The 12926-nt window shown below is 57.8% G+C and carries 9 protein-coding genes and 1 tRNA gene; 4 read left to right on the top strand and 6 right to left on the bottom strand.

The annotated features are described in order from the left end of the window. Positions 1 to 139 precede the first annotated feature (139 nt). Entirely contained in the window at positions 140 to 1531 is a 1392-nt protein-coding gene (gene mnmE / locus JRJ26_08120) for a tRNA uridine-5-carboxymethylaminomethyl(34) synthesis GTPase MnmE (GenBank protein MBW2057446.1), read from the top strand. A gap of 43 nt (positions 1532 to 1574) precedes the next feature. Then, complete coding sequence (locus JRJ26_08115; GenBank protein ID MBW2057445.1) at positions 1575 to 2939, top strand: radical SAM protein; 1365 nt, start codon at positions 1575 to 1577, stop codon at positions 2937 to 2939. Positions 2940 to 3028: 89 nt separating this feature from the next. On the opposite strand, the gene JRJ26_08110 is transcribed toward JRJ26_08115, so the two are convergent. The 4 genes from JRJ26_08110 to JRJ26_08095 are packed head-to-tail and all read right to left on the bottom strand — an operon-like array spanning position 3029 to position 9255. Further along, the gene (locus JRJ26_08110) at positions 3029 to 4852 is read right to left on the bottom strand and encodes an ABC transporter substrate-binding protein (protein MBW2057444.1); all 1824 of its coding nucleotides are present in this window, start codon (positions 4850 to 4852) and stop codon (positions 3029 to 3031) included. 20 nt (positions 4853 to 4872) lie between these two features. Next, positions 4873 to 6993, bottom strand: a complete 2121-nt coding sequence (locus JRJ26_08105; protein MBW2057443.1) for an ABC transporter ATP-binding protein — start codon at positions 6991 to 6993, stop codon at positions 4873 to 4875. Positions 6994 to 7013: 20 nt separating this feature from the next. Continuing rightward, the gene (locus JRJ26_08100; GenBank protein MBW2057442.1) at positions 7014 to 7943 is read right to left on the bottom strand and encodes an ABC transporter permease; all 930 of its coding nucleotides are present in this window, start codon (positions 7941 to 7943) and stop codon (positions 7014 to 7016) included. Between the two features lie 13 nt (positions 7944 to 7956). Beyond that, positions 7957 to 9255 (bottom strand): ABC transporter permease, encoded by a 1299-nt coding sequence (locus JRJ26_08095; GenBank protein ID MBW2057441.1) that lies wholly within the window; start codon positions 9253 to 9255, stop codon positions 7957 to 7959. Between the two features lie 383 nt (positions 9256 to 9638). Between JRJ26_08095 and JRJ26_08090 the strand changes: the two genes are divergently transcribed. Next, positions 9639 to 9711: transfer RNA gene (locus JRJ26_08090), tRNA-Phe, on the top strand. Between the two features lie 183 nt (positions 9712 to 9894). On the opposite strand, the gene JRJ26_08085 is transcribed toward JRJ26_08090, so the two are convergent. Further along, positions 9895 to 10455: a TlpA family protein disulfide reductase gene (locus JRJ26_08085; protein ID MBW2057440.1), complete on the bottom strand. Its 561-nt coding sequence runs from the start codon at positions 10453 to 10455 to the stop codon at positions 9895 to 9897. Between the two features lie 219 nt (positions 10456 to 10674). Next, on the bottom strand, positions 10675 to 11304 hold the full coding sequence (locus JRJ26_08080; protein ID MBW2057439.1) for a methyltransferase domain-containing protein: 630 nt from the start codon (positions 11302 to 11304) through the stop codon (positions 10675 to 10677). Positions 11305 to 11491: 187 nt separating this feature from the next. On the opposite strand from JRJ26_08080, the gene JRJ26_08075 reads away from it, so the two are divergent. Then, a complete protein-coding gene (locus JRJ26_08075) occupies positions 11492 to 12919 on the top strand; it encodes a response regulator (GenBank protein MBW2057438.1) in 1428 nt (475 codons plus the stop codon). The last annotated feature ends 7 nt before the right edge of the window (positions 12920 to 12926 follow it).

Here is a 12926-nt window from a genome sequence, read left to right as displayed (position 1 = left end):
GTGAGTGACGATTGGAGGGGGGCCTTCTGAGGGAGGGCGGAAGATTCAACTTTCTCGCCGAACAGATGGCGGGCCGGAAGGCCTGGCCGTTCTCGCCATTTAGGATGAGCACCAAAGGGTGCCGTGTTCTTGCTGCTCGATGACAATTCCTTCTGAGCTGGATACCATCGCCGCCATATCGACTCCCCCGGGGGAGAGCGGGATCGGAATAGTGCGGGTGAGTGGCCCCGAGGCCGTGGCCGTGGTCTCTCGCCTTTTCCGGCCAAAGGGGGGGAGGAGGTGTCTTGAATCCCACAGGGTGTATTACGGGGAGATATTGGATCCGGCCGATGGTGGGGTCATCGATGAGGTTCTGGTCCTGTTTATGGGGAAACCGAGAAGCTATACCAGAGAGGATGTGGTAGAGATTCAGTGCCACGGAGGGTTTCTTGTTCTTGGAAGGATCCTCGAGTGCGTGCTGGAGCAGGGGGCTCGGCTTGCGGAGCCCGGGGAGTTTACCAAGAGGGCGTTCCTGAATGGGAGGATCGACTTGGTACAGGCCGAAGCGGTTATCGAGACGATAAGGGCGAGGACGGAGGCCGGGCTGAGAGTGGCAAGCGAGCAGTTGCGGGGGAGGCTTTCGGGGGAGATCGGGGAAGTGAGGGGTCTGCTGCTGGGAGTGCTGGCCGAGATTGAGGCGGGTCTTGACTTTCCGGAAGAGGATGTCGGCGATGTGGACGCAGGCGGGATCGAGAGAGACCTGGAGAGGGTGGATTCGCGGTTGGAGGAGTTGGTGTTGTCTTTCGATCAGGGGAGGGTGTTGCGGGAAGGGGCTTTGGTTGGGATCGTAGGGAGGGCGAATGTGGGAAAGTCGAGCCTGCTCAACGCAGTGGTTGGTGATGAGAGGGCAATCGTGACGCGGGTTGCCGGGACTACGAGGGACGTAATCGAGGAGACGGTCAGGATCTGTGGATTGATGTTGAGGATTGCCGACACGGCCGGGCTGCGGAGATGGAGGAACGAGGTCGAGAAGGAAGGGGTAAGGCGGACGAGGCGGGTGGTGGAGGAGGCGGATTTGTTGCTGGTGGTTGTGGATGGGAGTAGGCGGCTTTCTGCCGAGGACCGGAGGATTTTCGACTTGGTGCGGGATAGGAGGTATATGGTCGTATTGAACAAACTCGATCTGCCCCGGAGGGTGACGGTGGAGGAGTTGGGGTCGGCCTTTCCGGGAGCCGAGGCAGTGGAGGTTTCCGCTCGTACGGGGGAGGGGATAGGGAGGCTGAGGGAAGCGGTGTGTGGCAGGGCCATGGAGGGATGGGTGGGAGGGAGGGAAGGCAGGAGCGTGATCATGGAAGCGCGGCATAAGGAGAAACTGGAGGAAGCTGCGGGGGCAGTGGCCAGGGCGAGGAAAGGGATCCAGGGTGGGGTGTTCCCAGAGGTCGTGGCCGTGGAAATTCGGAGTGCGCTCGAGAGACTGGGGGAGATTGTTGGAGAGGGGGTGTCCGAGGAGGTGTTGGACGAGATCTTTGGTCGCTTCTGCATAGGAAAGTGAGAGGACCGGTGTTTCACGTGAAACATCCGGGGAGGCGGTCTGGATGGGTGGAGGTGAAAAGAGGATTCTTCTGATCAATCCCTGGATCTATGATTTTGCGGCCTACGATCTCTGGGTGAAGCCACTGGGTCTGCTGAGCCTCGGAGGGTACCTGAGGGCTCGGGGCCATCGGGTTTTTCTGATCGATTGTCTTGATCCGGCCAGTCCGTGGGTTGAAAGGGGTGAGGGGAGGCTGCCCCGGAGAAGGGCCTACCAATGCGGCAAGTTTATGAAGGAGCCGGTGGAGAAGCCGGAGGTGTTGAGAAACGTGCCGAGGACTTACAGCCGCTATGGGATAAGGGAGAGGTCCTTTTGGCGTGGTCTGGTTTTCTTTGGGCGGCCTGATGTGGTTCTGGTCACCTCGATGATGACGTACTGGTATCCAGGACCTTTCCGTGCTATCGAACTCGTGAGGGAGGCTTTTCCTGGGGTGCCGGTGGTGCTCGGGGGGGTCTACGCGGCTCTTTGCCATGAGCACTCCATGGCGTTTTCGGGGGCGGACTATGTGTTTGAAGGGGGAGGAATCGAGGCGGCGGCAGCGATGGTCGAGGGCATTCTGGATGTCGATTCGCGGGGTATTGGGCGGCCGTGGTATCCTGCCTTTGATCTGTACGGCGATTTGAAGGCGGTGGCTGTGTCCTGTTCTCGGGGATGCCCGTATCGGTGCGCGTACTGTGCGGCGTCTCTGCTGGCGGGGGAATTCGTTCAGAGGGAACCGGAGGAGGTGGTGGAAGAGATTGCCCATTGGGTAGGGCGGTACGGGGTACGGGACATTGTCTTCTATGACGATGCGCTGCTTGTTGGCGGAGAGTCGCACTTCGTGCCGATGGTGGAAGAGATTCTGCGGAGGAAGATCGAATGTCGTTTCCACCTCCCTAACGGGGTTCATGCGAGGGGCGTGACGAGGGAGGTGAGCCGCCTGATGTTTCGGTCGGGTTTCAAAACTATCCGGCTTGGTCTCGAGACGATCGACTCTGCCCGGCAGGTTGGGACCGGTGGCAAGGTGGATGGGGAGGACGTGAGGCTGGCGATCGAATACCTGAGGGGGGCGGGGTTTGACAGGGATGCGATCGGTGTCTATCTCATGGCCGGGCTTCCGGGACAGCCTTGGCAGGAGGTGGAAGAGGGGATAGAGAGGGTGTGGCAGTGGGGGGCTGTGCCGAAGATTGCGGAGTACTCCCCGATCCCGGGTACGGCCCTGTGGGAAGAAGCGGTACGGTCGTCGGCATACGACATTGAAACAGAGCCGCTCCTTCAGAACAATTCGATTCTTCCCTGTGCTTGGGAGGGATTCTCCTGGGACGACTTGGCCGCTCTGAAGAAGAGACTCCAGCAACGGATCAGAGAAAAGGGAAGGCGGATGACCTAGTGAAGCACCTCCATGTTTCACGTGAAACATCTTCCCTGTTCCACCGCAACTCGAGTGCCCTGGTCTCCACCCTGTCTTCCTGATTCCTCCTACGCCTGTTTTTCCAGCCACACGGTGTTGAAAAGCATGTACCCGGTAGGGTGGGGTTTGACATTCTTCACCCTTTTTTGGGTAACGAACCAGTTGTTCCGCCAGTAAGCGATGCCCACAGAGCCGCGCTCCCATTGGATTTGCTCCAACCTGCAGAAAATCTTACGCCGTTTTTCCACATCGAGGGTTCCGTTTGCCTCCTTGAGCAAGGTGGAGAACTCCTCATCGACCCAGCGCGTCTCGTTCCACGGCACAGGTTTCCCGGAATCATCCGCGATGTAGGCCAAGTTCAACACCATGGTGCCGAGGGGTCGATGGGTCCAGGGTGTTATGCCCAGATCGACCTCGGTCCATTTCTCCCAGTACTGGCTCGTGGGCATGGTCTGAATATGGATCCTGAAGCCCGCCGGTGTGGCGTCTTGTTTCAGGATCTCTGCATATCGTACGATGTCTGTCCAGTCGCTGCCCACGGCGAGATTCACATCAAGCCCCTTCGGGTAGCCTGCCTCTTTGAGGAGAGTCCTGGCCCTCTCAGGCTGGTAGGGGGGAATCGGCTTCTTGCAGTACTCGGGATGTTTTGGATATACGTGGAAATCCTGCCCCTCAAGGCCCTGCCCGAAGTAGGCCAGCCCCAGGATCTTTTCCCTATGCTGGCAGAGCTTGAGAGCCATTCGAACTCGGTTGTCCGACCACGGCTTCATATCCACTCGCATGCGGAGAACCCGTGTCTGGGCTGTGGCAATGGGCTGGACGTTGATTTCGGGGGCGCCCTTGAGGGCTTGGTAGACGTCTGTTCCGGTTGCGTCGCCCAGGTCGATCATGTCTATCTCCCCGGCCTGGATCGCCGCGATCTGGGGAGCCATCTCGGTGCCCATGTCGATGAATTCCATGCCGTCCATGTATGGGAGCCCTTTTTGCCAGTAGTCGTTCCGCCGCCGGAGAACACACCGTTCTCCCTCCCGATAGAGCTCCAGGGTGTACGGCCCGGTCCCGTGCGGGGCCTTGATGAAGTCGCCCTGGAAGGTCCGGTGATTGAGAATCAAGGCAGGGTAGTGAAAAAGGTGTTCGGGCACGGCGATTTCAGCCCGCTTGAGATGAAGCTTGACCTTGTATCTGTCCACCTGTTCGATTCCGGTCCGGTCGAGATATGTCCCCATCATGCCCAGGAGAGATGATCCCACGTCCTTGTCGAGCCATTGATTGATCGAAAAGACCACGTCCTCTGCTGTAAACTCATCGCCGTTGTTGAACCTGATCCCCCTCTTAAGAGATAGGGTCCATTCCTTCAGATCCTCGCTGGCCTCCCACCCTTCGAGCAAATAGGGATGGGTGATGTTGTCTTTATCGGTAAAGGTCAGGTACTCGGCCACCTGGCGCAGCTGGTTGGAAGGGCTTATCCACGAGAACTGGGCAGGATGGGTAACCTTTTGGACCGAAGAGGATACTCTCAGGGTACCCCCGTATTTCGCCGCACCGGCAGAGGCCCGTCTCGGCCATGGCAGCCCCGCCATCTGGCTCGCCGCCCCTGCCGACATCCCCAGAAGAACAGCGTAGCGAACGAATTCTCGCCGGGTCAACTTGCCCTGTCGCAGGTATTCGGCCAGCTCAGAGATCCTTGGATGCATTGCTTTCTCTTTTTCCATGTTCCCCTCCTTCCTCAAAAGAGATTTTGCCTCCCTTTCCTCAATCGGTCTTTCCACCCCCTTCCACTCCCTGGAATCGTTGTAGCGGTCTACTCCCTGCAAGGACTTGCGGTTCTTCCATTCCAATTCGAGGGTATCATACCTGGGGTCTGTGTCAAGTCCTTGATCCTTTCTCGCCATCAAAGGCAGACCTCTTATGGTCAGGACCGCATGGGGTGGACCACGTGTTCCAGTCCGCTCAACTCCTGGAGAGGGATATGGCAGAAGATGCGGTGATCCGTTCCGGCCTCACGCCACGGAGGCTTTTCCACCTCGCAGATCCTTCCGTTCTCAGGGAGCATGGTCCGCCTGGGACAGCGGGTATGAAAAGGACAACCCCGCGGGGGATCGAGTGCACTCGGCACGGCCCCCTGGAGCCTTATCCGTTTCTGCTTGATCCTGGGATCTGGGATCGGCACCGCTGAGAGAAGCGCCTCGGTGTAAGGATGGTAGGGTGGCGCATAGATGGCCTCTGCGGGGCCCGCCTCCATGATCTGTCCCAGGTACATGACTGCTATGTAATCGGAGAGGAAGCGTACCACACTGAGATCATGGGCGATAAAGATGATGGTTGTTCCGAGCTCCGCCTGGAGGTCGAGTAGCAGATTGAGCACACTCGCCTGAACCGAGACGTCCAGGGCCGAGACAGGCTCGTCGCATATGATCAAGCCAGGCCGACTCGCAAGGGCACGAGCGATTCCAACACGCTGTTTCTCCCCTCCACTCAACTGGCGGGGGAGCCGTTCGTAGTAGTAGGCGTCGAGGTGAACAGCGCGGAGAAGTTCAACCACCCGCTCTCTGACCCGGTCTCGGGGGACGACATTGAACCGTTTCAAGGGCCTGGCGATCTGCTTGCCCACGGAGTAAGAAGGATTGAGAGTGGAATCAGGATTTTGAAAGACCATCTGCATTTCTCTGATGAGTTTTATGTCTCGCCTCCCGAGGGGCTCGGTCAGATCGAACCCCAGGAATTCCGCCCTGCCGTCGTCGATCTTCTCCAGGCCGATGACGGCTTTGACCAGGGTGGTCTTTCCACAACCCGATTCCCCGACAATACCGAGGGTTCCGGACCCGGCTACATTGAGGCTCACATCGTCCACAGCCTTGATGTACCTCTCTCTTGCCAGGCCCAACAGGGCGAGAACCGATTTCGATTCCTGCCGATAGTAAGCCTTGAGGTTTTGAACTCTAAGCACGTACTTTCCTTGCAGGCCGCAGGTCTTTGAGCCCACGGGCCGGGTCTGCCGATCCACCGGAGGGATCGCCCTATTGGGGTCGATCCTCTCGGCGTGGAAGCAACGCGTCTTGTGTGTGGAAGTCACCTCCCGGAGCTCAGGGTGCATTGAGCGGCATTGTTCCGTAGCGTAATCGCAGCGAGGCTCGTAGATACAGGCGTGTCGGGGCCGGTCTCCTGGTGCGGGCACCCGGCCCCGAATGGGATAGAGAGTCGCAGTGGCCTTGCTGGCTCCAAGCTTGGGTACACACCGCATGAGTCCCTGGGTATAGGGATGGCGAGGGTTGCCGAAAATCTCCGGGGCTGATCCCTGCTCGACCACTTCTCCGGCGTACATGACCGAGATGTAGTCACTTACCCGGGCCACCACCCCGAGGTTGTGGGTGATGTAGATGATTGCCGCGTCAAAATCCTCCCTGAGTTCCTCGACCAGATCGAGAACCGCGGCCTCCACGGTCACGTCGAGAGCCGTGGTCGGCTCGTCCATGATGAGCAGGGAAGGGTTGTTGAGGAGCGCCATTGCTATGACCACCCGTTGCTGCTGGCCCCCGGATATCTGATGGGGATAGCGATCCATCACATGCGCCGGATCAGGCATGTGGACTCGTTCGAGCATCTCCACTGCCCGTGTCCAGGCATGCTGTCTCGGCATGTGCCGGTGAAAGACCAGGACCTCGGCCAGTTGTTCGCCTATCCGAATCGATGGGTTGAGGGCCTGCATTGGATCCTGATAGACCATGGCTATCCGGTTTCCCCTCAGTTCACGCAGTTCCTCTCTGGAACGACCGACGATGTCCATACCCTGGAATCGGATAGATCCCCCCACGATCCGGCCATTGGGGCCGAGAAAGTCGACGATGCCAAAGGCAACCGTACTCTTTCCGCAGCCGGACTCCCCCACCAGGCCGATTGTCCGGGCTTTATGCGCCTTGAACGAGACCCTACGAACGGCGGGAACCTCGCCTCTCCTCGTCTCGTAGGAGATGGAGAGATCCTCGACTTCAAGAACAGGAGTCGTGCCCGATCTCTCTCCAGCCGGGTGGCCCATCGTATCCTCCGCCGGCCCTTCTACTGATAGCGCATCGACTCTTCCCGGAGCCCGTCGGCAAAAAGGTTCAGTCCCACTACAATCGAGGCGATGGCGACCGAAGGCCAGAGAGCAGCCCAGGGGCTTCCCGCAAGGATGAACTCCCGGCCCTTGGCAACCATACTCCCCCAGTCAGGTGAGGGGGGCGGAAGGCCGAGGCCCAAGAAACCGAGTGTTCCCATAGCGAATATGGCATAACCCACCCTGAGCATGGCATCGATGATGATGGGACCGCGTGCGTTGGGCAGGATCTCAACGAACATGATGTACCAGGCGCTCTCCCCCCGTGTCTCTGCCGCCCCTATATACTCCCTCGTACGGATATCCAGGGTCAGGCTCCGAACGAGCCTGGCAATGCCTGGAGTCCCCCCGATGGCAATAGCAATTACCACATTGACGGCGGATGCTCCAATCGCCGCGACGATGATCAGATAAAGGAGGATGACGGGTATCGACATCATTGCATCGAGAAGCCGCATGACGATCTCGTCTATCCATCCCCCGTGGTATCCTGCACATAGGCCGAGAGTCGCGCCGATCACGAGGGAGACGAAGACCCCCCAGAGGGCCGTTCCCCCTGGAATCCAGGTTCCTTCCGCAACCGGCAGAACCACCAGGACCACCCGCGCACCGTAGATCAGGCGCGACCATAGGTCTCTTCCCAGTTCATCGGTACCCAGAGGATGGGCCCTGGACGGCCCCTGATTGGGAGCCTTCCAGTCCTGGTACGTTGGTGTATAGGGCGTCAGTACCGGTGCGAAAACGGCCACGAATACCCAGAAGACAACGATGAGAAGGCCTATCGTCGCGGTCTTGGAGCCGAGTATAACGGACAGACCCTCCCACAGCCGCCTGAGACCGGTTGGTCGGGCAGAGGCGACGGCTGGAGGGGTATCTCTCAAGACATCCATAGGGTCCTATCGTCTACTCATAGCGGATACGGGGATTCAGGAAGGTATAGATTATGTCTGCAATCAACTGCGTAGCCACCGCTACGGTCACCAGGATCATGGCACCGGCCTCCAGGGCGTTGATGTCCTTGTAAAGGGCGGAATCAAGGAGGTACTTGCCCAGTCCGGGATAGCCGAAGACCACCTCAACAATGACGATCCCTCCGAGAAGCCAGTTGACGTGCAGCATTATGACCGTAATCGGAGCCAACAGGGCATTGGGCACAGCGTGCCTCAGAACAACCCTCCAGTAAGGAAGCCCTTTCAAGAAGGCGGTCCGGATATACGGAGCCTTCATCGCCTCGACCATGCTGGCCCGGGTGATGCGGAGCACGTAGCCGAGCTCGATGAGCGTAAGAGTGGTTACCGGAAGAATCAGCATGTCGGGTCTTTCCCATGGGGATTTTTCTCCGAAGACCGTTGCGCCGGGGACGAGTTTCAGGGAAACGGCCATGATGAGAATGAGAAAGATTCCAGTGGCGAACTCCGGTGTCACGGAGAACATCATTCCGCCGATAGAGAGGACCCGGTCCCTCACACTGCCCTCTTTCAGCCCAGCCGCCAGTCCGAGGCTCAAGGCGAGAGGCATGACTATGACAAAGGCGATGCCGGCAAGAACCAGGGAATTTCGCAGCCGGAGAAAGATGCTCTTGGACACAGGCCTCCCGGTTCTCAGAGAGATACCCGGGTCTCCACGGATCAGGCCCTTCTTAAGAGGAATGTACTCGGCCGGGGCGCCGGTACTCTCCATCCATCCGGTGCCCATGACAAAGGTCCAGCGTTTTTTCCCGGTTCCCCGGATCCAACGGACGGCTGTGTTGTGCGTGTCGACCCCCCAAAAAGAGCCCACCCCCTTTTCGTCCGTCTTCCATCGGTCATTGTCGACCGACTCGGAAAGGGTGCCGTCCGAGGCCCTTCTGATAGCAATCAAGTTGTCGCCCTCGAGTCTCCAACGGAGCAGAGTACCGTCTTCCCCCACAGCCCACCACTCGTCGAACCCCTTATCCGACGTGATCCTTCTCAAAGGCATCCCGATGCGCCGTTCTGCGGCCCATTCACTGCCGACGAGCCAGTGCCAGTACCGTACCCAGGCAGGTTTGTCGAGGCCGGTCTGAGCCAGAAAGGAGGCTTCCTGCTCGGGGGTGATGAAAGCTCCCAAGACGTTCCGCGCCACATTACCGGGAGAGGCTTCGGTGATCAGGAAGACTGCCACCGAGACGAGGATCATTGTGAGCAGGAGGAGAAAGAAGCGTCTTGCGATAAACTTCAACATGGGAGTGACATATCCATATCATGAGAGGTCTGGTCTGTCAATCCGGTCAAATCCCCGGGAGTTCCCTCCCTTTTGGCAGACCCTTGTTCCAGACCGACGTTGCGGAAGCGGTGGTTACCAGTCGAGGTTGAGCGGGAAGGGGAAAGGTCGTGTTCGTGATTCGTGTTCCTGGGGAAGGGGCAGGAACTGCCCACCCGCCAAACTCGAGACGGTCACCGCGTCAGCTCAGGAGCGAGGGAACAAGAGATTTCCACTTGAGAATCAAGAAATATGGTTAGAAATCAAGACACTCTAGGACATGTCCTCCGACAAATGGGCAAACTCCTCGGTCTTTTTTTCATTGACAGAGACCATGGTTCATTATATATTCAACCGGTAGAAGTGCCGGGATAGCTCAGTCGGTAGAGCAGGGGACTGAAAATCCCCGTGTCGGTGGTTCGATTCCGCCTCCCGGCACGTTTTTTTGACGGTCTGGCCGGCTCTCGGATCGGTTGGACCTTACAAAGGAGCAGGCTCTTGTCTGCACAAGGCTGTGTACGTGTCCGCACCCGGAGTTTCACGGCCTGATGTGTTCACCATGAGCGCTGACAGCCCTGCGTTTTCCTGCCAGACGTACAGGTGGCACCGAACGGAGAGGTTTCAGGAAGGGGACTTCAAGAGTCCGTTGATAAGCCCGAGGACCTCCGTTCCCCCCCAGTCACGCGGCCCCAAGGCCGCTCCGATGATATAGCCCTTACTGTCTATGAGATAGGTGGTGGGGATAGACCTGACGGCGTAAGCGATCCCCACGGCTCCATCAGTATCGAGGAGCACCAGGAAGTTCAAGCCTTCCTTGTCCCTGAACGATCTTACGCGCTCGCTGCTCTCCCTGAGATCGACGGCCAGCAGGACAAAGTCCTCCTCTTTGAGCCGGTCCTGGAGCTTCTTCATCGATGGGATCTCCGCCCGGCACGGCGGGCACCAACTGGCCCAAAAGTTCAAAAGAACGAGTTTCCCCCTGAAATCCCTGAGGCTGACGGCAGTGCCGTCCAGATCCTGAAGGGTAAAATCAGGAGCCCGGATCTTTTCGTCAAAGGCTATGATGCCGAGCTGCTCCATGGAAGCACTATCCCCCCGGCCCTGATCCGAGAGGAAGAAGAACAATAGAGCAAAGCAAGCGAGAAGAAAAGCGCCAGCAGCCCATTTCCTATGGTTTTTCATCTCCTGTCCAAGCCTCCATCTTTGCCTGTATTCTACAACCGACTCACGGGTAATTTAACCCTTTTTCGGCACCCTTGTTCAATACCCCCGGCCTCCTTTTTTGGCCTCCCCCCTGGCCGGCCCCTTCAGGGTCAACTACGGCGATCTCATCCCCGAATTCTTTGAAGCCATGGGAAAGGCCGTCTCGTTGGCCCACGGAAAGACGGAGCCAACACGGACTTACCCCGATCGCGGTCTGGCAACGATCAACTTCACGATGTCTGAGAAGAGGTTTTCCTCTCTAAGGATCTCGAGTCCCGCCCTCTCTACATTGGCAGTTGTGTTTCTGTTGATGTTCACCCCGACCAGCCGCAGCGTCACAGGATTGAGCATATCGAAGAATCGTGCCAAAATCTTGTTCCCGGGCCTTACATGTTCCAAGAGGATGATCCTGCCCCGCTGCTTGCATACTCTGCCCACTTCGCTGAGCCCTCTCACAGGATGGGCCACAGAACAGAAGACAAAAGTCGCGACAACCGTGTCGAAGAATCGGTCCCCGAAGGAGAGATTCTCCACATCCATGTCCCTGAGGTCTACCTTGCAAAGTATCTTGTCCGCTTTCCGGCGGGCCCTTTTCAGCATACCCGGGCTGAAGTCGACAGCGGTGATCGACTTGCCCGTAGGATAGAAGCCCAGGTTCTTTCCTGTTCCCACTCCGACCTCGAGAACCCTGTTTCCATCTATTGCATCAAAAGCGCGCCTCCTCCACCTCCAGAGAGCCGCTCTTTCCACCACGGCCTCCATGAGGTCATAGAAACGGGAGATCCGGTCGTATCGGGCTCTTATCGTTTCGGTCGCATCTGAATCCAAGATGGCACCATGGGAGCGGATAGACGGTTTTGATGGGTGACTGATCCAGAGTATATCAGAACCGGAACAGGAAAATCCAAGAATGGATTTTGTTTTGATGCCGCGGGAGATCGGTTATGTCCCGGGCGATCCCGGGGCCTCGACAGGGCAGCATGGCTCACCCGAAACGGAGCCGCCTAAAGTTTAGTTGCAAAGATCCGATTGGTATATCGTGGAGAGATCGAAGGAGGCGTTTTCCTCGATCAGCACGGCTTCGGGGAAGCCCGGGACGGAGAGCCGTTCCTCAAGGAAGAGGCGAGGCGCCGAGAGTAGAGCTCTGATCGTCGATGACGATAACGGGATCCGCCAGCTCCTCAAGGAGACGGTGGAGCTCTTCGGGTTTGCCTGTAGTACGGCCAGCAGTGGTCAGCAGGCTCTTCACTTACTGCGAAAACATGCCTTTGATCTCATGATCACGGATATAAAGATGCCGGGGATGAACGGGATGGATCTCCTCAGGGCCGCCAAGGCGGGTTCCCCCGGGCTCGATGTCATCATGATGACGGGATTCAGCTCGGAATACAGCTTCAGCGACGTGGTTATTGCAGGAGCGAGTGACATAATCCCCAAACCGATCAATCTGGAAGAAGTCGAGGCAAAGATCAACCGTGTGGTCAGGGAGAGAAGGCTTCGCGAGGAGTTGAACGAGAAGAATCTCGAGCTTCAGCGGTACCTCGACGATCTGCAGAGGACAAAGGACCGGCTCGAGGAACAAGCCCACGAACTGCTCGTGGCCCTTGTTGAGATTGAGACGGCCAAGGATGTCATCGAGAAACAGAACCAGAAGATTCTCAAGGCGAACTGGGAGTTGGAAAAGGCGGACAAGATGAAGAGCGCCTTTCTCGCCACTGTCTCCCATGAGCTGCGGACGCCCCTCAACGCTATCATCGGTTTCCTCGGGCTTGTTCTGGACGATCTGTGTGAAAGCAGAGAAGAGGAGAAGGGACTTCTCCGGGATGCTCTCAACAGTTCGAAGAACCTTCTGTTTCTGATCAACGGCATGCTCGACCTTGCAAAGATTGAAGCGGGCAAGGTGGACAGCTTCTTTGAGAAACTCAGCCTCAAAGAGATTCTAGAAGAGGTGACAAGCCTCCTCTCCATTGAAGCCCGGCAGAAGAACCTCTACTTCAGATTCAGATCCGAGGATGTGCCTCCCGTATATGCCGACAGGGGGAAAGTGTGGCAGGTGTTGAATAATCTCCTAGGCAATGCCATCAAATTCACGGAACACGGCGGCATCGAGGTCATGGTCCGCCGGCAGGGGGAGGATTTTGTCGAGATCGAGGTGAAAGACACGGGCATCGGGGTCCCAGTGGAACATCAGGAGCACATTTTTGAAAGGTTTGTCCAGGCAGACAAAAACCATAGGAGAAGACGGATGGGGACCGGCCTCGGCCTGGTGATCAGCAAGAACCTCGTCGAGATGATGGGAGGAAAGATCCGCCTTGAGAGCGGAGGGGAAGGGAAGGGAAGCCAAGTCTTTTTTACACTTCCCGTATACAAGGACCAGGCCGCCTCTGAACTGCGTGATCATCAGGGAACAGCGGGCTCAGAGGGTTCTCCACCTGGGGACTGATGCAAGG

This window comes from Deltaproteobacteria bacterium, assembly GCA_019308905.1.
GTDB lineage: Bacteria > Desulfobacterota > BSN033 > WVXP01 > WVXP01 > JAFDHF01.
Note: the sequence above shows the minus strand (reverse complement) of the source record. Positions and strands in the feature narration are given on the sequence as shown.

What these genes read in the sequence shown, in the direction of transcription:
- JRJ26_08115 (MBW2057445.1), top strand. Translation starts at nt 1,575, where the DNA reads ATGGGTGGAGGTGAAAAGAGGATTCTTCTGATCAATCCCTGGATCTAT.
- JRJ26_08100 (MBW2057442.1), bottom strand. Translation starts at nt 7,943, where the DNA reads ATGGATGTCTTGAGAGATACCCCTCCAGCCGTCGCCTCTGCCCGACCA.
- JRJ26_08105 (MBW2057443.1), bottom strand. Translation starts at nt 6,993, where the DNA reads ATGGGCCACCCGGCTGGAGAGAGATCGGGCACGACTCCTGTTCTTGAA.
- JRJ26_08095 (MBW2057441.1), bottom strand. Translation starts at nt 9,255, where the DNA reads ATGTTGAAGTTTATCGCAAGACGCTTCTTTCTCCTCCTGCTCACAATG.
- mnmE (MBW2057446.1), top strand. Translation starts at nt 140, where the DNA reads ATGACAATTCCTTCTGAGCTGGATACCATCGCCGCCATATCGACTCCC.
- JRJ26_08110 (MBW2057444.1), bottom strand. Translation starts at nt 4,852, where the DNA reads ATGGCGAGAAAGGATCAAGGACTTGACACAGACCCCAGGTATGATACC.
- JRJ26_08085 (MBW2057440.1), bottom strand. Translation starts at nt 10,455, where the DNA reads ATGAAAAACCATAGGAAATGGGCTGCTGGCGCTTTTCTTCTCGCTTGC.